This window comes from Pseudomonas sp. JAI120, from assembly GCF_014207255.1.
In the GTDB taxonomy this organism is placed as follows: Bacteria; Pseudomonadota; Gammaproteobacteria; order Pseudomonadales; family Pseudomonadaceae; genus Aquipseudomonas.
Genome location: NZ_JACHCZ010000003.1, coordinates 391,266 through 410,308, shown reverse-complemented (window position 1 = coordinate 410,308; position 19,043 = coordinate 391,266). Strand labels below are relative to the sequence as shown.

The following is a 19,043-nucleotide window of genomic DNA, read 5'->3' as shown; positions in this document are numbered from 1 at the left end:
CATGCGGGTATGGATCGACGCCGACGCCTGCCCTCGGGCCGCCAAGGACCAGGTGGTGAAGTTCGCCCTCAAGCGCCAGTTCGAAGTGGTATTGGTGGCCGGGCAGAGCCAGATCAAGCCGAGCTTCTCGTGTGTGAAGTTGATCGTGGTGCCCAGTGGACCGGACGCCGCAGACGATTATTTGGTCGAGCACGCAGTACCCGGTGAGCTGGTGATCTGCAGCGATGTACCGCTGGCTGATCGTCTGGTGAAGAAGGGCGTCACCGCCCTCGACCCACGGGGCAAGGAGTTCAGCCCGGCGAACATGAGCGAACGGTTGGCGGTGCGTAACTTGTTCACTGACCTGCGCGAGCAAGGTCAGATGGGCGGTGGTCCCCCACCCCATGGGGAAAAGGACAAGCAGGCGTTTGCCAACTCACTTGACCGCATCCTGACCAAATTGATGCGCCAGGCCTGACCTTGTGGCGAGGGTACTCGCCACACCAGGCCGGCTTACTACCGTTAAGTTCACGGCTCCCTCATCAATCGTTCTCGTGGGTCAGCTCCAGCACCCGATCCACCAGCTTGTTGATGCCTGACGCCACCTCGCTGATGTTCTTGCCCAGCATATAGGCCGGCGTGCTTACCAACTTGCGTGCTTTGTCCTCGACAATGTCTTCCACTGTGCATTCGTGGTGGGTGGCGCCCATTTTGTCGAGGGCGGCGGCGGTGTCGGCATCGTTGCCGATGGTGCAGGTCACTCCCGGGCCGTAGATCTTCGCGGCCAGAGCCGGCGAAATGCAGATCAGCCCCACCGGCTTGCCTGCTTCTGCAAAGGCTTCAGCCAGCGCCAGTACCTGCGGGTTGACGCTGCAAGCGGCGCCCTCCAGGGCAAAGTCCGACAGGTTCTTCGCCGCACCAAACCCGCCGGGTACGATCAACGCATCGAAGTCTGCGGCACTCGCCTCGGCAATGTCCTGCACGGCACCTCGGGCAATGCGCGCCGATTCCACCAGCACATTGCGCGACTCGGGCATTTCCTCGCCCGTCAGGTGGTTGATCACGTGCAACTGCGCAATATTCGGTGCAAAACATTGGACCTGAGCGCCGCGCTGATCCAGGCGCAGCAAGGTGATCACGCTTTCGTGGATCTCTGCGCCGTCGTACACGCCACAGCCGGAAAGGATCACTGCAATCTTTTTGCTCATGGGCATTTCTCCTGGGGTCTTGGCGTTAAATGTCTACTAATTTGTAACCTGTTGCCAATGGGATCTCGCACCGCTGCACCTAATCTTGATGTAACAAAAATAGATCGGACCAGACCATGGACTTCGTGCCTTACGCGGTACCGTTTTTCATTGCCTTGATCGTAGTGGAGCTGCTCGCCGACCGTTGGCGTGGCCAGCGCAACTATCGCGTGGCGGACGCCATCAACAGCCTCAGCACCGGCGTACTGTCCACCACCACCGGGCTGTTGACCAAGGGTGTGGGGCTGCTGACCTACGCGTTTGCCCTCAAGCACCTGGCGCTGATCGAGCTGTCTGCCCAGAGTGTCTGGACCTGGGTATTCGCCTTTGTGTTCTACGACTTCTGCTACTACTGGCTGCATCGAATGGGGCACGAGCGCAATATCCTCTGGGCCGCGCACTCGGTGCATCACCAGAGCGAGGACTACAACCTCAGCACCGCCCTGCGCCAGACCAGCACCGGCTTCCTGCTGAGCTGGATTTTCTACCTGCCCCTTGCCGTGCTTGGCGTGCCGCTGGTGGTGTTTATCAGTGTGGCGTCCCTTAACCTGCTGTATCAATTCTGGGTGCATACCCGACACGTGCCCAAGCTTGGCTGGTTCGAGTGGTTTTTCGTCACGCCATCCAATCATCGGGCCCACCATGCACAGAACGCTCTCTACATGGATCGCAACTACGGCGGGGTGTTCATTCTTTGGGACAGGCTGTTCGGCACCTTCCAGGAAGAAGACGACAACGAGCCGGTGATTTTCGGCGTGACCACGCCCTTGGCCAGCTGGAATCCGTTGTGGGCCAACCTGCAGTTTTATGCACAGCTTTGGCGTGATGCACGGCGTACCGAAAGTAAGTGGGACAAGCTGCGCATCTGGTTCATGCGCACTGGTTGGCGCCCGGCGGACGTGAAGGCCAAGTACCCGTTGGCCAAGCCGGATTTGAGTCAGTTCCGCAAATTCGAAGTGCCGCTGGACGCGCGCCAACAGGTCTACATCGCCCTGCAGTTCGCGGCGTATGTGGGTTTTGGCAGCTATTTGATGAATGTCGGCGAGGGTCTGCCCACCGCAGCGCTGATTCTCGGCTGGAGTGCGATGGCGCTTGGATTGTTTACCCTGGGCGTGGCCCTGGAGAATCGCCCGTGGGCGTTAAAGGCCGAACTGATGCGCCTGGCGCTGAATGTGCCGCTGGTGTGGCTGGCGCCGCTGGTCGGGCTGTGGCCGGCGAGCAACCTGGGTTGGTTGGGCCTGGTGAGCTACAGCCTGCTCAGCGTGATTGGCCTCTACTGTTGCAGAGGTCGGCTTACTCGACTGGTGTCTTAGGCGCTTCTACCGGAGCGGGCTCGGCGGCGGCGAGCCGCGCCTTGGCATCGGCACAGGCCTGGCGGGCGATACGGGCGTTCTTGAAACGGCGGCGCAGCCACAGGCCAAAGCCCAGCAGCAGCAAGGCGCCCAGTACCCACAGCTCGTATTTCTTGACGCTGCCCAGCATGCCTTCCAGCACGGCACCGAAGTGATAAGCCGCAGCACCCAAGGCCGCAGCCCAGATTGCAGCACCAATACCGTTGAGGATCAGGTAGCGTACTGGCGGGTAGCCTGACAGGCCGATCGCGACGGGCATTACCGTGCGTAATCCGTAGACAAAGCGGAAGCTCAGCACCCAGATATCCGGGTGCTTGCGGATATGTTCCAGGGCTTTGTCGCCCATCAATTGCCAGCGCGGCTTGCGCGCCAACAGTTTGCGGCCGTGCTTGCGGCCCATGTAATACCAAAGCTGGTCGCCGGCGTAGCTGCCGAAGAAGGCAACGACTACCACCAGGTTGATATCCATGTACCCACGGAACGCCAGGAAGCCTGCGAGAACCAGGATGGTTTCGCCTTCGAAGAACGTGCCTAGGAAGAGGGCAAAGTAGCCGAAGTCATGCAGAAATTGTTGAAGCATGGTCTGGGTGCTGGCGAAATGAACGCGCAGCCTACGCCTTCGTGAACATTCATGAAAGTATCGAGATGTGTCACGAAGTGAACAATTCCTACATTAAGCGACGAATGCGACTACAGGTCGCATCGTTAAGCACAACTGTCATACCTTCGTCATAATGCCCGCTTATAACTGCAACGCTCGCCCGTGAACCCGGGCTCAGGAGTCTGTCGTGAGTTTTACCCCTGCCAATCGCCTGTTCCCTGCTACCCGCCTGCGCCGTAATCGCCGTGATGATTTTTCTCGCCGCCTGGTTCGTGAAAACGTACTGACGACGAACGATCTGATCCTGCCGGTGTTTGTGCTCGACGGTGAAAATCGCCGGGAAGCGGTGGCATCGATGCCGGGAGTGGAGCGCTTGACCATCGATCTGCTGCTTGAAGAAGCAGCCGGTTGGGTCGAGTTGGGGATACCGGCGTTGGCGTTGTTTCCGGTCACGCCGTCTGAACTCAAGTCCCTGGACGCTGCCGAAGCCTGGAACCCGGACGGTATTGCCCAGCGCGCCACCCGCGCGCTGCGCGAGCGTTTCCCTGAGCTGGGGGTGATCACCGACGTGGCGTTGGACCCGTTCACCACCCACGGGCAGGATGGCATTCTGGACGAAGAAGGCTATGTTCAAAACGACATCACCGTCGATGCGCTGGTCAAGCAGGCGTTGTCCCACGCGGCAGCAGGCGCCCAGGTGGTTGCGCCGTCGGACATGATGGACGGCCGCATCCAGGCGATTCGCGAAGCCCTGGAACTGGCCGGCCACGTCAATGTACGGATCATGGCCTACTCGGCCAAGTACGCCAGCGCCTACTACGGCCCGTTTCGCGATGCGGTGGGCTCGGCCCTCAACCTGGGTAAGGCCAACAAGGCTTCGTACCAGATGGACCCGGCCAACAGCCATGAAGCCTTGCACGAAGTGGCGGCGGATTTGGCCGAAGGCGCCGACATGGTGATGGTCAAGCCGGGGATGCCGTACCTGGACATCCTTTACCGGGTCAAAGAGGAATTCAAGGTGCCGACCTTTGTGTATCAGGTCAGTGGCGAATACGCCATGCACATGGCTGCAATAAAAAATGGCTGGTTGAGTGAAGGGGTAATCCTTGAATCCTTGACGGCCTTTAAACGTGCCGGGGCTGATGGCATCCTGACCTATTTCGCCGTCCGCGCCGCCCAATTGCTTAGAGAGCAACAATAGCCCTCACAGGAACATTCGATGAATACCGAAGGACTCTCCGAAGTTGCCGTAAAAGACGCTCACCCGGTGGTGGAACAAGTCTCCGAGACCCCGCCGGAGCACGAGCCGGTCGCGCCTGTGGTGGTAGCCGAAGCGCCAGCCCCAGCCCCGGTGGCCGCCGTAGTGACCAACCTCGATGACAGCAGCCTGTACATCCACCGCGAGCTGTCACAACTGCAATTCAACATCCGCGTGCTCGAGCAGGCGCTGGATGAGACCTACCCGTTGCTGGAACGCCTGAAGTTCCTGCTGATTTTCTCCAGCAACCTGGACGAGTTCTTCGAAATCCGTGTCGCCGGCCTCAAGAAACAGATCACCTTTGCCCGTGAACAAGCCGGCGCGGACGGCCTGCAGCCGCACCAGGCCCTGGCGCGCATCAGCGAGCTGGTGCATGGCCATGTGGACCGCCAATACGCGATTCTCAACGACATCCTGCTGCCGGAACTGGAAAAACATCAGGTCCGCTTCATTCGTCGTCGTCACTGGACCACCAAGATCAAAACCTGGGTGCGCCGTTACTTCCGTGACGAGATTTCACCGATCATCACCCCAATCGGCCTCGACCCGACGCACCCGTTCCCGTTGCTGGTGAACAAGAGCCTCAACTTTATCGTCGAGCTGGAAGGGATCGATGCCTTCGGTCGCGATTCGGGCCTGGCGATCATCCCGGCGCCGCGCTTGCTGCCACGGATCATTAAGGTACCGGAAGAGGTGGGGGGCGCTGGCGATAACTATGTATTCCTGTCGTCGATGATCCATGCCCACGCCGATGACCTGTTCCAAGGCATGAAGGTCAAGGGCTGCTACCAGTTCCGCCTGACCCGTAACGCCGACCTGGCGCTGGATTCCGAAGACGTCGAAGACTTGGCCCGTGCCCTGCGCGGCGAGCTGTTCTCGCGGCGCTACGGCGACGCGGTGCGCCTGGAAGTGGCGGATACCTGCCCCAAACATCTGTCGGACTACCTGCTCAAGCAGTTCAACCTCGCCGAGTCCGAGCTGTACCAGGTCAACGGTCCGGTGAACCTCACGCGGCTGTTCAGCATTACTGGCCTGGACAGTCATCCGGAACTGCAATACACCCCGTTCACCCCGCAGATCCCGAAACTGCTGCAAAACAGCGAGAACATCTTCAGCGTGGTGAGCAAGCAGGACATCCTGCTGCTGCACCCGTTCGAGTCCTTCACCCCGGTGGTCGACCTGCTGCGCCAGGCCGCCAAGGACCCACACGTGTTGGCTGTACGCCAGACGCTGTACCGCAGCGGCGCCAACTCGGAAATCGTCGACGCGTTGGTAGACGCCGCGCGCAACGGCAAGGAAGTCACCGCGGTGATCGAGTTGCGGGCACGCTTTGATGAAGAGTCCAACCTGCAACTGGCCAGCCGCCTGCAAGCGGCCGGTGCGGTCGTGATCTACGGCGTGGTGGGCTTCAAGACCCACGCCAAGATGATGCTGATCCTGCGCCGCGAAGCCGGTGAGATCGTGCGTTACGCCCACCTGGGTACCGGCAACTACCACGCCGGCAACGCCAAGCTCTATACCGACTACAGCCTGCTGACTTCCGACGACGCCTTGTGTGAGGACGTTGGCAAGTTGTTCAGCCAATTGATCGGCATGGGCAAGACATTGCGCATGAAGAAGCTGCTGCACGCGCCGTTCACCCTGAAGAAGGGCATGCTCGACATGATTGCCCGCGAGACCCAGTTCGCCCTCGAGGGCAAACCGGCGCACATCATCGCCAAGTTCAACTCGCTGACCGATCCGAAGATCATCCGCGCGCTGTACAAGGCCAGCCAGTCCGGCGTGCGTATCGACCTGGTGGTGCGTGGCATGTGCTGCCTGCGTCCGGGCATTGTCGGCGTGTCGCATAACATCCATGTGCGCTCGATCATCGGCCGCTTCCTGGAACACACGCGGGTGTTCTACTTCCTCAACGGCGGCGAAGAGCAGATGTTCCTCTCCAGTGCCGACTGGATGGAGCGCAACCTCGACAAGCGTGTGGAGACCTGCTTCCCGGTCGAGGGCAAGAAGCTGATCATGCGGGTCAAGAAGGAGCTGGAAAGCTACCTCACCGACAACACCCATAGCTGGAGCCTGCAGTCGGATGGCCGTTACGTGCGTAACACGCCGACCGGCAACCAGAACCCGCGCAGTGCCCAGGCGACGTTGCTGGAGAAGTTGGGTAGCCCGATTCTCACGGTGAACTAAACACCGACGCGGTCTGAAAATGTGGGAGGGGGCTTGCTCCCGATGAAGGAGTGTCAGTCAACAGATTCATTGACTGGTCCACCGCCATCGGGGGCAAGCCCCCTCCCACATGTGTTTTTGCAGTGTTCTTTAGATCGGCTCAGCGCAGGTTCAGGCTGAACCCCACCCGTGTCAGCCACTCCGCTTCCTGGGCGAAGTCAGCCTGGGTCAGTTGGTTCTCATCCAGCCAGCCTTTCGGGAACACCACATCCAGGCTGTCGCCATTGGCGCGCAGGCTCACCTGGGGCATTTCCTGGGTGCCGCGAATGTGGTGGAACAGGATCGCGAAGCGCAGCAGGACGCACAGGCGGATCAGCTTGATGCCTTCATCACCGAACTCGGCAAACTTGTCCTTGGGAATATTGCGACGATGGCCGCGCACCAGCAGCGCAAGCATCTGTTGGTCTTCACGGGAGAAGCCCGCCAGGTCGGAGTGCTCGATCAGGTAGGCGCCGTGCTTGTGGTAATGGTAGTGGGCAATGTCCAGGCCCACTTCATGCACCTTGGCGGCCCAGCCCAGCAGTTCTCGCCACACGCCGTCTTCCAGGTCCCAGTCCTCGGCGACCTGATCGAAGGCATGCAGGGCCTTACGCTCCACGCGGGCTGCCTGCTCCAGATCGACGTGATAACGCTCCATCAACGAGCTGAGGGTGCGCTCACGTACGTCCTCGTGGTGATGACGGCCCAGCAGGTCGTAGAGCACGCCTTCGCGCAGGGCGCCGTCACAGTGGTCCATGCGTTGCAGTTCGAGGGCATCGAAGATCGCCTCGAGAATCGCCAGGCCGGCCGGGAAGATGGTGCGACGGTCGGGCTTGATGCCGTCGAAGTCGATTTTCTCTGCATCGCCCAGCTTGAACAGCTTGCGCTTGAGCCACGCGAGGCCCTCGGCGTTGACCTCGCCGGTGCCATGGCCGCCGGCCTTGAGCGCCAGGCCGATGGCACGGATAGTGCCGGACGAGCCGATGGCTTCATCCCAGGTCAGGCGGTGCAGGGCGTGTTCGATGCTCATGATCTCCAGCCGCGCCGCCGTGTAGGCCTGGGCGTAGCGTGCCGGGGTGATCTTGCCGTCCTTGAAGTAGCGCTGGGTATAGCTGACACAGCCCATCTGCAGGCTTTCACGCAGCAGCGGTTCGAAGCGCTGGCCGATGATGAACTCGGTACTGCCACCGCCGATGTCCGCCACCAGGCGCTTGCCGGGGGTGTCGGCGAGGGTATGCGACACGCCGAGGTAGATAAGGCGTGCTTCTTCACGGCCGGAAATGACTTCCACCGGGTGGCCGAGGATCTCCTCGGCGCGACGGATGAATTCGCCCCGGTTGCGGGCTTCGCGCAGGGCGTTGGTGCCGACGATTCGCACGGCGCCCAGGGGCATGCCGTTGATCAACTGGGCAAAACGCTTGAGGCAATCGAGCCCGCGCTGCATGGATTCTTCATTGAGCTGGCGTTCGTCGTCGATTCCGGCAGCCAGCTGCACTTTCTCTCCGAGCCGCTCAAGGATGCGGATTTCGCCGTTCTGGGCCTTGGCCACGACCATGTGAAAGCTGTTGGAGCCCAGGTCGATGGCGGCGATCAGGGACAGATTCTTGGCTTGGGATTGCGGCATGGTTAGGGGGTCTCGGTCGATAACCTTACCATCGTGCCACGATCGACCGCTGACGCCAACGCGTAGTGCTCCGTGAATTTCTCTGCGCTCGTCTGTAGGGGATTTTTGTGGAAAGTGTAGGGTGTCTTTTCATGCTTCTGTTGACGCATTCGCGTAGTTCTGTAGGGGCATTTAACTTCAGATTTTTATAAGGCGAAATATGATTTCGCCTACAACTTTGGAGGCGGTTCGCTATTGGTTTTTATGTTCAGGACTACTGTCTTGGTGGGTTGGGCCGACAGTTTGTTTTTATCGCTCCCACAATAAACACGGTATTGCCTTATTCTTTATTCGGGCCTTGAGGCGACAGACTGTCATTCGGCAATCGTGCCGTGGCGCTATTTATTTATGGCTTGTGTCTTCGAGGCAAAAATAAGTACGCCTGATAACTTTAAGTGACAGGTCGACTATGAAAAAAATTGTTGGATTGACTCTCGGTATTGCTTGGCTGGCCGCCGCCTTCAACGTCCATGCATCCACCAGTGCCGAGCTGATCGTCAGGGGGACGATCAAGCCAGCCGCCTGCAACCTCAGCATGACCGGTGGTGGCATCATCAACTACGGCGACATTCCCTCTGGCCAATTGCTGCCAACGGCATTCAACCCATTGGCGGAAAGAACCGCCCCGTTGACCGTCACTTGCGGCACCACGCCTGCTACGTTCGGACTGAAATTCGTCGACCTGCAGGCGGCCAGCAAGGTCCCGGGCATCCTCAATGTGCTCGGCTCAGGCTATACCGAGGTGCACAATTATGGCCTGGGTACTGCGAACGGCCGGCGAACCGGCGGCTTTGCGGTCACCCTCAGGGACCTCAGGTCGTCGAGTACAGTACTGTCGCCCATCATGCGTGTCGGTAACGGTGCCTGGCAGAACAGCGACGGCAAGGTCGCCCAATCGCCCACTCAGTATTCATGGCGCAGTGGCACAACCATCACCCCGGCCTCAATCGCTCAGTTGACCGGAACTATCGCGGTGCGGGCGGTGATCAACAGGGGGCAGGATCTGGACCTGAGTCGTGACATTACCCTGGATGGGCGCGCGACACTTGAGTTGAGTTACATCTAAGCGATCAAACTGCAGCCGATAAAGAAGCTGCGTGCTTCTTGTCGGCTGTTTTTATGTGGTCGTCTGGATAAACAAACAACTTCAAGTTCGTGGGGAGCACTGAGTGTTTAGTCTTTCATTAATAAATAATGCACGGTTGTTTTGTGCGGGCGCGTGTCTGTGTTTTACCGGTATTGCATTAGCCGACGGTATGTTGCCGGAAACTACGGTGGTTGTGCTTTATGAAGCCCAGGGCGAAGCCACGCTGAACATCAAGAATACCGACGCGGTGCCAGCGCTGCTTCACTCGGTCGTGGAAAATGTGCCCGAGGATATGGAGTCGCTGTTGATTGTGACGCCACCCATTACCCGCGTGGAGGCGGGGGAAACTCAATTGGTGCGTTTCATCAGCACCTTGAAGGAGCCACTGAAGACCCAGCGGTTGAAACGCGTGTCTTTCGAAGGCATCCCCCAGGCGCGCGCCGCAGGCGGTGCGACTATCGGCATCACGCTGCGACAGAATTTGCCGTTGATCCTTCACCCGAAAGATCTGCCGGTTCATCACACGCCCTGGGAACTGCTGAAGTGGGCGCGCGCAGGGGCGGGGCTGACGGTTCACAACGACAGTGCCTATGTAGTGCGCCTGATTCCGCAGGTGCGGCTGCTGCCACAGGGAGCCTTGGCGACCTTGCCGCGCACTTACGTGTTGCCGGGGGAAACGCTGACGCTGAAGGTGGATGGCGCGTTGGAAGGGGTAACAGACGTCGAGATCCAGCCGGCCACGCTCTACGGCTTTTCGGCGGACAGCTTCCGGGCTCCGATCAATGCCGACAGGGGTTAATCGACCCATGGCCAACCTGTCGAATAACAAACGAGTGGCTTCTTTGCGGCCGTCTCGGCCCACTCTGCTGATGGGGGTTGCGACACTATGGGGCTTGCCTGGCCTGGCCCCCGCAGTGGAGTTGGGGGAGGGTTTCGACCTGGCTGCACTGACTACCCACGGCATTGATCCGAAGGTCTCCGACTACTTTCGCAGTGCGGCGCGCTTTCGCGAAGGTGTTCATGTGGTGGGGTTGCGGGTCAATGGCAACCCGCTCGGGTTGGTCGATGCCCGGTTCGACTCGCAAGGGCAGCTGTGTTTCACCCCGGGGCTGCTCGATAAAGCCGGATTGGTGAAGCCCGAAGGCATTATCCGCAAGGGCGCTACGGCGGACCTGGCCTGCCACGACTTCCTGGGTGCTTTCCCGGCCACGATGGTGCGGCTGCGCCCAGGAAATGACGAAGTGGCGCTGGTAGTGCCGACCGGATCACTGCGTGAACCGCAGTGGGAGGCTGGCCAGTTTGCCCGGGGCGGGGCGGCGGCGTTGTTCAACTATGACGTGCAGGGATTCGACAGTTATTCGAACAATGGAAGCAATCGTTTTGTTTCGGCCTATACCGAGGCGGGTTTCAACCTGGGCGATTGGATTGTCCGCAGCCGCCAATTTTATGTGTCCGACAATGGAGTGACACGCAACGAGCATCTGTATGCCTATGCGCAGCGGGATATTGCCGCGTTGCAATCGACCTTTCAGGTAGGTCAGCTCTCCAGCAACAACCCGCTGTTTGGCGGTGTTCAGCTGTCCGGTGTGCAGTTTTCCCCTGATGGTCAGTCGCGCACGCCGGCGGGCAGTAACAATGCTGTGGTGGAGGGGCTGGCGCAGAGCCAGTCGCGGATTGAAGTACGTCAATCGGGAGTGTTGATCCACAGCACACTGGTGCCCGAGGGACCGTTCCGGCTGACGGGCTTGCCATTGCTCAACGGCACCAGCGACCTGGAGGTCAGCGTCATCGATGTGCGAGGTGCCAAGCGCAGCTTCGTGGTACCTGCGGCCTCATTTGCCGGGAGCGCCCCGGCGGAGCCTGGCTACTATCTCTCCTTGGGCAAGGTGCGTAGAAATGCGCATGAGGAAGGCCCGACTCCGGTCGTTGCCATGGGCAGCGGCACCTGGGGTTTGGGGCGAGACTCCTCTGCGGGCTTCGGCTTGTTGGGCTCCGATGAGTATGGGGCGGCAGGAGGCACCCTGAGCAGCGTGTTTTTCCAGCGGGTTTCTGTTGGCGCACGTCACAACGTTTCCCGGGACAGCCGTAATACGGTGTTCGGATCACGCAGCAGCGTGTCCGCGAGCAGCCCGGTGAGCGCCAACATCGATCTTAATCTCAGTGTCACTACGCAAAGCCATGGCTATCGCGAGGTCCTTGAAGCTGGCCGATCGGCCAGGACCGACGAGCTGGATGCACGCTTCAAGCGTCAGTACACGGCGGGTGTGAGCTGGGTCGACAACACGCTGGGTGCATTTTCCGTGGGGTATACCCGCAGTTCCCAGTTTGATGGGCAGTCGGCCGACCATGTGTTTGCGGCATGGAACAAGTCGTTCCGCTATGCGGACGTCGCATTGGTCGCTGACTCTCAGGTAGGCGGTACTTCGGCACGCCGCGATGCCCTGAGTGAGGGCCGTCGGCGCGTTACAGTCGAGGACAGTGATCTGTCCGTGCGGCTGCAGGTCAGCGTACCCCTGGGCAGCGACCGGCGGGTGAACAGCTATGTCAGCAAGCGTGGCAATCAGTCCCGAGCCGGTACGGCGCTCAGTGAGCGGGTCAATGAGTATGTGAATTACGAGGTCGGTGTCGAACGCGACCTCAGCGCCCGGGAGCAATCGATACGCGGCCAGGTGGACCTGATGCCACGCTACACCCGCGTTGGCCTGGGGGCCAGTCGCGACCCATCGGGCACCAGTTACACGGGGCAGTTGCAAGGTGGCGTGGTGGCTCACGCAGGCGGCGTGACCTTCTCGCCGTATGCCATCCAGGACACCTTTGGCATCGCATCGGTAGGGGATATCGGCTCTGCCAAACTCGACACGCCCTACGGTCCGGTGTGGACCGACTTCAGCGGGCAGGCCGTGATCCCAGGCTTGCCCGCCTACACGAACAGCCGCATCGAAGTGCAGACCCAGTCCTTGCCCAAGCGCGTTGACCTGAAGAACGGCACCCGGGTGCTTGCCCCTGGGCGAGGGGCCGTCAATACCGTCGCATTCGATGTGGTGACAGTGCGTCGTGTGTTAGTCACGGCCACTGATCAACAAGGGCGAACACTGCCTCAGGGTGCTTCGGTGTTCGACAAAAACAATCGCTTCCTGACCAGTGTGGTGGGTGACGGCATGATCTTTCTGAACGACTTCAATGACTCGCAACACCTGCGCGTTGCATTGCCGGACTCCTCCTCGTGCCTGCTCAACCTTGCTCCCGAGACCAAGGCCGACCATGACAAGTTCTATGAGACAACATCGGCGGTGTGCCATGGTCGTTAAGCTGAAAATCGCGGGTTTTTTCGCAGTACTCTGCACGCTGTCGATGGCCGGTGGAGTTCGCGCCGAAAACTGCCAGCTGTCCGTCAGCCAGGCGTATATCGACTATGGCGTCATTCGCAGGGAGGCGCTTGTCGAGAGCCGTTCAATCGCGCTGGGTACGCGCAGGGTGCACCTGAACGTACTGTGCGCAGAGCCGGCAGCTATCGCGTTGCGATTTACCGGCGTGGCCGACGGGCAAGGTTATCGGTTTGGGCGTCATGGGCGATTCAGCCTGACTCTCAAGCACGCCCAGGTGGATGGGCGTGCCGTCGAATGGGCGCAGGCCCACCTTCCGGGTAAGGCGTTCGACGGGCAGTTATTGCCGGGCCAGGTCCTGGTCGCTCGGGCGGTGGGAAAGCGATTGACTGCCCAGGTTGAAGTCGACACCGACCTGCCCGCCAACGCCCTGCAAGTCAGCAATCAAGTGGTGCTGGAGGGGCGCGGCAGTTTCGAACTGGTCAGTCCGGCTGTTCCACTGAGCCGATGAAGTTGGCGAACTCGGGGGTTTGCGGGTTGGCGAACAGTACCTTGGGATCGCCGACTTCGTGCACCTTGCCTTGGTGCATGAACACCAGCTTGTCGCCGACTTCCCGGGCGAATCGCATTTCGTGGGTGACCATGATCAGGGTCATGCCGTCCTTGGCCAGTTGGCGCACCACGCTGAGCACTTCATTGACCAGCTCCGGGTCCAGGGCCGAGGTGATTTCATCGCACAGCAGCACCTTGGGCGACATGGCCAGGGCGCGGGCGATGGCAACCCGCTGTTGCTGGCCGCCGGACAGGCGATCGGGGAAAGCGTCGAATTTCTCGCCCAGCCCCACGCGCTCGAGCATCTGCCTGGCCAGTTGGGCCGCCTTGGCCTTGGGCACTTTCTGCACGACCTGTGGTGCAAGCATGACGTTTTCACCCACCGTCAGGTGCGGGAACAGGTTGAACTGTTGGAACACCATGCCGACTTTCTGCCGCAGGCTGCGCAGGTCGGCCCGGGCCGCATCGAGGTATTCACCATCGACTTCGATCACGCCGTCATTGATCGACTCCAGGCCATTGAGGGTGCGCAGCAAGGTGGACTTGCCCGAGCCGCTGCGGCCGATGATTGCCACCACCTGGCCTTCTTCAACGGTCAGGTCGATGCCCTTGAGGACGTGGTGATCGCCGTAATACTTATGCAGAGCGGAAATTCTAAGCAGAGGCATGCAGTCTCCTTTCCAGGTAGCGCGCACTGAGGGACAAGGGGTAGCAGAGCAGGAAGTAACCGAGGGCCACCAGGCCGTAGACCATAAAGGGCTCGAAGGTGGCGTTGGCGAGCATGCCGCCGGTCTTGGTCAGTTCGGTAAAACCGATGATTGAAGTGACAGCGGTGCCTTTGACCACTTGCACCGAGAACCCAACGGTGGGCGCCACTGCAATACGCAGGGCTTGGGGCAGGATCACGTAGCGCAGTTGTTCAAGCGGATTCAACGCCAGGCTGGCCGATGCTTCCCACTGGCCGTGGGCGATGGAGTCGACGCAGCCGCGCCAGATTTCGGCGAGGTAGGCGCTGGTAAACAGCGTCAAGGCGATCGCGGCCGCCAGCCAGGGCGAAATATCCACGCCGAGCAGGGCAATGCCGAAAAAAACCAGGAACAGCTGCATCAACAACGGTGTGCCCTGGAACAGTTCGATATAGGTGCGCGCAACATTGCGCGCGAATGCCTTGCGGCTGATGCGCAGGGTCATCACCAGCAAGCCGATCAGGCCGCCGCCGATAAACGCCACGAGCGACAGCAACAGCGTCCACTGCAGGCCCGTAAGCAGGTTGCGCACGATGTCCCAGAAGGAAAAATCACTCATCGGCTGTTCCTCATCACAAAGCGGCGGCCGATCCAGTTGAGCAGCTGGCGAATCATCAACGCCATGCACAGGTACACCAGGGTGGTCAGGGCATAGGTTTCGAACGCGCGGAAATTGCGCGACTGGATAAAGTTGGCGGCAAAGCTCAGCTCCTCGGTGGCGATCTGCGAACACACCGCCGAACCGAGCATCACGATGATGATCTGGCTGCTCAGGGCCGGCCACACCTTGCCCAGCGCCGGCAGCAGCACCACATGGCGAAACGCTTCGAAGCGCGTCATCGCCAGCGCAGCGGCGGCTTCCAGTTGCCCACGTGGGATGGCCTGGATACCGGCGCGGATGATCTCCGTGGAGTAGGCTCCCAGGTTGATCACCATCGCCAATACGGCTGCTTGCCACTCGGTAATTTTCAATCCCAGGGAAGGCAGGCCGAAGAAGATGAAGAACAACTGCACCAGGAACGGTGTGTTGCGGATCAACTCGACATACACACCGAAGAACCAGGCAAATGGCTGGATCTTCCACGCCCGCACCACGGCGCCGACAGTGCCCAGGGCGACGCCCAGGATTGCGCCGATGGCAGTCAGCTCAAGGGTGAACAGCGCGCCGCGCAACAGTAGGTCGGTATTGGCCAGCACCGGCACAAAGTCGAATTGATAGGCCATCAATCAGCTCCGCTTCAGAGATCAGCAGGCAATGGTTCTTTGAGCCACTGCATCGCGTTCTTTTCCAGGCTGCCGTCAGCCTTGGCCGCGACCAGGATCTGGTTGACCTTCTCCAGAAGCGCTGGCTCGTTCTTGTTCACGCCCACGTACACCGGCGAGTCCTTGAGCTTCACTTTCAACGCTGGCACGCGTTTCGGGTTGCGTTCGCTGATTGCCACCATCACCACGTTGCCGCTGGCGATCAGGTCGACCTGGCCGGCCAGGTAGGCGGCGATGGTGGAGTTGTTGTCTTCGAAGCGCTTGATAGTGGCTTCCTTCGGCGCTACAGCGGTCAGCTCGATGTCTTCGATGGCTCCACGGGTCACGCTGATGGTCTTGCCCTTGAGGTCGTCGGTGCTGCTGATGGCGGCATCAGGCGGGCCGAACACGGCCAGATAGAACGGTGCGTAGGCCTTGGAGAAGTCGATGACCTTTTCACGCTCGGGGTTCTTGCCCAGGCTGGAGATCACCAGGTCGACCTTGCCGGTGGTGAGGAACGGGATGCGGTTGGTGCTGTTGACCGGGGTCAGCTCCAGCTTGACCTTAAGTTGGTCGGCCAGCAGCTTGGCGGTGTCGATGTCCAGACCACGGGGCTTCATGTCGGGGCCGACCGAGCCGAACGGCGGGAAGTCCTGGGGCACGGCGACCTTGAGGGTGCCACGGGCGACGATATCGTCCAGACCGTTGGCCTGGGCGGGTGCCTGGCTCAGCATCAGGCTGGCAAACAGGGCAGTGAGCAGGGCGCTGAAGCGCTTGGTCATGGCAACTCTCCGAGAAGGGCGAAGGAATTTTCTGGATTTGCTCAGTGCATAGCCCATGCCAGTACTGCTCGGATTGTCTGTGAGGCTCGAGTTTGTTGAGGTTCAGTGGTCTTACTGGTCTGAACAGTGCTGCGCGTTTTCGCACCCTTTTCGAGCGTCGGTAAAACTCCGCGAGCCCCTTTGGGGCGTGGCTTGCCGCGGCCCCCGAATAGCTTTACAACTAGCCGCTCTGTTGACGCAAATCTTGAGTTTTTTATGAATTCCATCGCCCAAGCCGTACCGGAGGCGGCCCTGCAGGCCATCCGCAAACTGATCAAGGAGCAAGGCTTCGGGCCGGGCGATGCACTGCCGTCCCAGCGCGACCTGGCGGTGCAGTTGGGCGTCAGCCGGGCGTCGCTGCGCGAAGCGCTGTCGTCCTTGAGCGCTTTGGGGGTGGTCAGTGTGCAGCCGGGCAAAGGTGTGTTCGTGCAGGCGGTGGAGGACGCACCGGGCTTTGCCTGGCCTTTTGCCGCCCAGGCCACGCCGCTCGAAATCTTTCAGTTGCGTTACGCACTGGAAGGGTTTGCGGCGGGTTTGGCGGCTGTGACGCTGACGATCGATGCGCTGGACAGCCTGGAAGACAACGTCGAAGCGATGCGCAAGGTGCTCAAGGCCAGTGACTTCGAAGCGGCTGCGCGGCTGGACTTCGAGTTCCACCAGCGCATCCTGTTGGCCAGTGGTAACCGGGCGATGGTGAGCATCCTGAGTGCCAGTGCCGAGGTGTTTCTGGAAAGTCAGAAACTACCGTTCATCCGACCGGAGCGGGCCATGGAAACCTGGCAGGAGCATCGCAAAATCCTGCGCGCCCTGGCCCGGCGGGCCAGCGCATCGGCGCAGAAAACCATGCAGGAGCATGTACGCAATGCGGCGTTGCGCACGGGTATTGCCTTCGTGACTCCCGTTGCGCCCTGAGTTGGGCTATACCCAAACTCATGCGCCATCATAGGAAGACTCAATCAGAGGCGGCTTCCTGAACGGGGGAAGGGCGGCTATGATGGGCAACGTTTTTTTTGCTTACAATCCGGAGACATCCATGAGCAACGATCTTATCAAGCACGTCACCGACGCGACCTTTGAGGCCGAAGTACTCAAGGCTGCTGGCCCGGTGCTGGTTGACTACTGGGCTGAATGGTGTGGCCCTTGCAAAATGATCGCTCCGGTCCTGGACGACATTGCAACCACCTATGAAGGCAAGCTGACCATTGCCAAGCTGAACATCGACGACAATCAGGAAACCCCGGCCAAGCATGGCGTGCGCGGTATTCCTACGCTAATGCTGTTCAAGAACGGCAACGTCGAAGCCACTAAGGTGGGCGCGCTGTCGAAGTCGCAGCTGCAAGCTTTCCTCGACGCCAACATCTGAGTGTCATCAAAAAAGCCCCGCAAATAGCGGGGCTTTTTCGTGAAACAGGGCTAGACGCTCCGAAACTCAGGTGGTACATTCGGCCCCGCACTGGTTTCTCCACTGCCCCCTGCAAGCCGTCGCCGACGCATTCCTTTTCGATTAGTACGCGATCCTGTCGCCTTCTCTGCGGCGCGGCCTCATTAAGCCAAAAGCTTAATTTCCCCCCCTCCATAAATGATTACGTCATTCCTATATGAATCTGACTGAACTCAAGCAAAAGCCGATTACCGACCTGCTCCAACTGGCCGAAGAAATGGGCATAGAAAATATGGCCCGTTCGCGCAAGCAGGACGTGATTTTCTCCCTGCTGAAAAAGCACGCGAAAAGCGGCGAGGAAATCTCCGGTGATGGCGTGCTGGAGATTCTCCAGGACGGCTTCGGCTTCCTCCGCTCTGCAGACGCCTCCTATCTCGCCGGCCCAGACGATATCTATGTCTCGCCGAGCCAGATCCGTCGCTTCAACTTGCGCACCGGTGACACCATCGTTGGCAAGATTCGCCCACCGAAGGAAGGCGAGCGTTACTTCGCCCTGCTCAAGGTCGACACGATCAACTTTGATCGTCCCGAGAACGCGAAAAACAAGATTCTCTTCGAGAACCTGACACCGCTGTTCCCGACCGTGCGCATGAAGATGGAAGCCGGTAACGGTTCCACCGAAGACTTGACCGGTCGCGTGATCGACCTGTGCGCCCCGATCGGCAAAGGCCAGCGTGGCCTGATCGTCGCTCCGCCGAAAGCCGGTAAGACCATCATGCTGCAGAACATTGCAGCGAACATCGCACGTAACAATCCTGAAGTTCACCTGATCGTCTTGCTGATCGATGAGCGTCCGGAAGAAGTAACCGAAATGCAGCGCACCGTGCGTGGCGAAGTGGTTGCCTCGACGTTCGATGAGCCGCCAACCCGCCATGTGCAGGTTGCCGAAATGGTGATCGAGAAGGCCAAGCGCCTGGTCGAACACAAGAAGGACGTGGTGATCCTGCTCGACTCCATCACCCGTCTGGCCCGTGCCTACAACACCGTGATCCCGAGCTCCGGCAAGGTATTGACCGGTGGTGTCGATGCCCACGCCCTGGAGAAACCGAAGCGTTTCTTCGGCGCCGCGCGGAATATCGAAGAAGGCGGCTCGCTGACCATTATCGCCACCGCACTGGTTGAAACCGGTTCGAAGATGGACGAAGTGATCTACGAAGAGTTCAAGGGTACCGGCAACATGGAACTGCCCCTGGACCGTCGCATCGCGGAAAAACGCGTGTTCCCTGCGATCAACATCAACCGCTCCGGCACCCGCCGCGAAGAGTTGCTGACCGCCGACGACGAACTGCAGCGCATGTGGATCCTGCGCAAGCTGCTGCACCCGATGGATGAAGTGGCGGCCATCGAGTTCCTGATCGACAAGTTGAAAACCACCAAGACCAACGACGAGTTCTTCCTGTCGATGAAACGTAAGTAATAACGACGTTTCAGGTCCAAAAGAATGGCGCCCTCGGGGGCGCCATTTTTTTTTGCGCGTTTTTTAAGCATGTTCCCGATCCAAATGCACCGCGATAAGCTGCCAGCAG

18 protein-coding genes are annotated in these 19,043 nt (G+C 59.9%); 11 read left to right on the top strand and 7 right to left on the bottom strand.

Annotation, left to right across the window (positions count from 1 at the left end; genetic code table 11):
• Window position 1: 1 nt before the first annotated feature.
• Complete coding sequence (locus HDC32_RS19415) at window positions 2-457, top strand: YaiI/YqxD family protein (RefSeq protein ID WP_131697599.1); 456 nt, start codon at window positions 2-4, stop codon at window positions 455-457.
• 64 nt (window positions 458-521) lie between these two features.
• Here HDC32_RS19415 and elbB read toward each other — a convergent pair whose 3' ends face one another.
• A complete protein-coding gene (gene elbB / locus HDC32_RS19410; protein ID WP_184745179.1) occupies window positions 522-1,187 on the bottom strand; it encodes an isoprenoid biosynthesis glyoxalase ElbB in 666 nt (221 codons plus the stop codon).
• Window positions 1,188-1,303: 116 nt separating this feature from the next.
• On the opposite strand from elbB, the gene HDC32_RS19405 reads away from it, so the two are divergent.
• Window positions 1,304-2,539, top strand: coding sequence for a sterol desaturase family protein (locus tag HDC32_RS19405; RefSeq protein ID WP_131697597.1), 1,236 nt, complete (start codon window positions 1,304-1,306; stop codon window positions 2,537-2,539).
• On the opposite strand, the gene HDC32_RS19400 is transcribed toward HDC32_RS19405, so the two are convergent.
• Window positions 2,520-3,158 carry a DedA family protein gene (locus HDC32_RS19400; RefSeq protein ID WP_131697596.1) on the bottom strand — a complete coding sequence of 213 codons (639 nt, stop codon included), beginning with the start codon at window positions 3,156-3,158 and terminating at the stop codon, window positions 2,520-2,522. The genes HDC32_RS19405 and HDC32_RS19400 overlap by 20 nt on opposite strands.
• Before the next feature lie 208 nt (window positions 3,159-3,366).
• Here HDC32_RS19400 and hemB point away from each other — a divergent pair, with 208 nt between their 5' ends.
• Both hemB and ppk1 read left to right on the top strand, forming a co-directional pair.
• The gene (hemB, locus tag HDC32_RS19395; protein WP_184745177.1) at window positions 3,367-4,380 is read left to right on the top strand and encodes a porphobilinogen synthase; all 1,014 of its coding nucleotides are present in this window, start codon (window positions 3,367-3,369) and stop codon (window positions 4,378-4,380) included.
• A gap of 18 nt (window positions 4,381-4,398) precedes the next feature.
• Window positions 4,399-6,624, top strand: coding sequence for a polyphosphate kinase 1 (ppk1, locus tag HDC32_RS19390; protein WP_184745174.1), 2,226 nt, complete (start codon window positions 4,399-4,401; stop codon window positions 6,622-6,624).
• 139 nt (window positions 6,625-6,763) lie between these two features.
• On the opposite strand, the gene ppx is transcribed toward ppk1, so the two are convergent.
• On the bottom strand, window positions 6,764-8,266 hold the full coding sequence (gene ppx / locus HDC32_RS19385; protein ID WP_167656799.1) for an exopolyphosphatase: 1,503 nt from the start codon (window positions 8,264-8,266) through the stop codon (window positions 6,764-6,766).
• A 448-nt stretch (window positions 8,267-8,714) separates the two neighbouring features.
• Between ppx and HDC32_RS19380 the strand changes: the two genes are divergently transcribed.
• From HDC32_RS19380 to HDC32_RS19365, 4 genes are all read left to right on the top strand, one after another.
• A complete protein-coding gene (locus tag HDC32_RS19380; protein ID WP_131697592.1) occupies window positions 8,715-9,371 on the top strand; it encodes a DUF1120 domain-containing protein in 657 nt (218 codons plus the stop codon).
• Between the two features lie 103 nt (window positions 9,372-9,474).
• On the top strand, window positions 9,475-10,191 hold the full coding sequence (locus tag HDC32_RS19375; RefSeq protein WP_167656801.1) for a fimbria/pilus chaperone family protein: 717 nt from the start codon (window positions 9,475-9,477) through the stop codon (window positions 10,189-10,191).
• 70 nt (window positions 10,192-10,261) lie between these two features.
• Complete coding sequence (locus HDC32_RS19370) at window positions 10,262-12,700, top strand: fimbria/pilus outer membrane usher protein (RefSeq protein ID WP_260403635.1); 2,439 nt, start codon at window positions 10,262-10,264, stop codon at window positions 12,698-12,700.
• Window positions 12,690-13,226 (top strand): hypothetical protein, encoded by a 537-nt coding sequence (locus tag HDC32_RS19365; protein WP_184745167.1) that lies wholly within the window; start codon window positions 12,690-12,692, stop codon window positions 13,224-13,226. The genes HDC32_RS19370 and HDC32_RS19365 overlap by 11 nt, the downstream gene beginning before the upstream one ends.
• Here HDC32_RS19365 and HDC32_RS19360 read toward each other — a convergent pair.
• From HDC32_RS19360 to HDC32_RS19345, 4 genes are read right to left on the bottom strand one after another with little or no spacing between them, the layout of a single operon-like run.
• Window positions 13,198-13,935: an amino acid ABC transporter ATP-binding protein gene (locus HDC32_RS19360; RefSeq protein ID WP_065938032.1), complete on the bottom strand. Its 738-nt coding sequence runs from the start codon at window positions 13,933-13,935 to the stop codon at window positions 13,198-13,200. The genes HDC32_RS19365 and HDC32_RS19360 overlap by 29 nt on opposite strands.
• Complete coding sequence (locus HDC32_RS19355) at window positions 13,922-14,572, bottom strand: amino acid ABC transporter permease (protein WP_115485519.1); 651 nt, start codon at window positions 14,570-14,572, stop codon at window positions 13,922-13,924. The genes HDC32_RS19360 and HDC32_RS19355 overlap by 14 nt, the downstream gene beginning before the upstream one ends.
• Window positions 14,569-15,237: an amino acid ABC transporter permease gene (locus HDC32_RS19350; protein ID WP_017736949.1), complete on the bottom strand. Its 669-nt coding sequence runs from the start codon at window positions 15,235-15,237 to the stop codon at window positions 14,569-14,571. Before HDC32_RS19350 ends, HDC32_RS19355 begins: the two co-directional genes overlap by 4 nt.
• A gap of 14 nt (window positions 15,238-15,251) precedes the next feature.
• Complete coding sequence (locus tag HDC32_RS19345; protein WP_131697588.1) at window positions 15,252-16,037, bottom strand: transporter substrate-binding domain-containing protein; 786 nt, start codon at window positions 16,035-16,037, stop codon at window positions 15,252-15,254.
• Window positions 16,038-16,292: 255 nt separating this feature from the next.
• Between HDC32_RS19345 and HDC32_RS19340 the strand changes: the two genes are divergently transcribed.
• From HDC32_RS19340 to rho, 3 genes are all read left to right on the top strand, one after another.
• Window positions 16,293-16,988: a FadR/GntR family transcriptional regulator gene (locus tag HDC32_RS19340; protein WP_131697587.1), complete on the top strand. Its 696-nt coding sequence runs from the start codon at window positions 16,293-16,295 to the stop codon at window positions 16,986-16,988.
• A 121-nt stretch (window positions 16,989-17,109) separates the two neighbouring features.
• On the top strand, window positions 17,110-17,439 hold the full coding sequence (trxA, locus tag HDC32_RS19335; protein ID WP_015886460.1) for a thioredoxin TrxA: 330 nt from the start codon (window positions 17,110-17,112) through the stop codon (window positions 17,437-17,439).
• A 235-nt stretch (window positions 17,440-17,674) separates the two neighbouring features.
• Entirely contained in the window at window positions 17,675-18,934 is a 1,260-nt protein-coding gene (rho, locus tag HDC32_RS19330) for a transcription termination factor Rho (RefSeq protein ID WP_003176825.1), read from the top strand.
• Window positions 18,935-19,043: the final 109 nt, after the last annotated feature.

What these genes read in the sequence shown, in the direction of transcription:
- trxA (WP_015886460.1), top strand. Translation starts at nt 17,110, where the DNA reads ATGAGCAACGATCTTATCAAGCACGTCACCGACGCGACCTTTGAGGCC.
- HDC32_RS19380 (WP_131697592.1), top strand. Translation starts at nt 8,715, where the DNA reads ATGAAAAAAATTGTTGGATTGACTCTCGGTATTGCTTGGCTGGCCGCC.
- HDC32_RS19340 (WP_131697587.1), top strand. Translation starts at nt 16,293, where the DNA reads ATGAATTCCATCGCCCAAGCCGTACCGGAGGCGGCCCTGCAGGCCATC.
- HDC32_RS19400 (WP_131697596.1), bottom strand. Translation starts at nt 3,158, where the DNA reads ATGCTTCAACAATTTCTGCATGACTTCGGCTACTTTGCCCTCTTCCTA.
- ppx (WP_167656799.1), bottom strand. Translation starts at nt 8,266, where the DNA reads ATGCCGCAATCCCAAGCCAAGAATCTGTCCCTGATCGCCGCCATCGAC.
- HDC32_RS19345 (WP_131697588.1), bottom strand. Translation starts at nt 16,037, where the DNA reads ATGACCAAGCGCTTCAGCGCCCTGCTCACTGCCCTGTTTGCCAGCCTG.
- HDC32_RS19365 (WP_184745167.1), top strand. Translation starts at nt 12,690, where the DNA reads ATGGTCGTTAAGCTGAAAATCGCGGGTTTTTTCGCAGTACTCTGCACG.
- elbB (WP_184745179.1), bottom strand. Translation starts at nt 1,187, where the DNA reads ATGAGCAAAAAGATTGCAGTGATCCTTTCCGGCTGTGGCGTGTACGAC.
- HDC32_RS19415 (WP_131697599.1), top strand. Translation starts at nt 2, where the DNA reads ATGCGGGTATGGATCGACGCCGACGCCTGCCCTCGGGCCGCCAAGGAC.
- ppk1 (WP_184745174.1), top strand. Translation starts at nt 4,399, where the DNA reads ATGAATACCGAAGGACTCTCCGAAGTTGCCGTAAAAGACGCTCACCCG.
- HDC32_RS19370 (WP_260403635.1), top strand. Translation starts at nt 10,262, where the DNA reads ATGGGGGTTGCGACACTATGGGGCTTGCCTGGCCTGGCCCCCGCAGTG.
- HDC32_RS19405 (WP_131697597.1), top strand. Translation starts at nt 1,304, where the DNA reads ATGGACTTCGTGCCTTACGCGGTACCGTTTTTCATTGCCTTGATCGTA.
- rho (WP_003176825.1), top strand. Translation starts at nt 17,675, where the DNA reads ATGAATCTGACTGAACTCAAGCAAAAGCCGATTACCGACCTGCTCCAA.
- HDC32_RS19355 (WP_115485519.1), bottom strand. Translation starts at nt 14,572, where the DNA reads ATGAGTGATTTTTCCTTCTGGGACATCGTGCGCAACCTGCTTACGGGC.
- HDC32_RS19360 (WP_065938032.1), bottom strand. Translation starts at nt 13,935, where the DNA reads ATGCCTCTGCTTAGAATTTCCGCTCTGCATAAGTATTACGGCGATCAC.
- HDC32_RS19350 (WP_017736949.1), bottom strand. Translation starts at nt 15,237, where the DNA reads ATGGCCTATCAATTCGACTTTGTGCCGGTGCTGGCCAATACCGACCTA.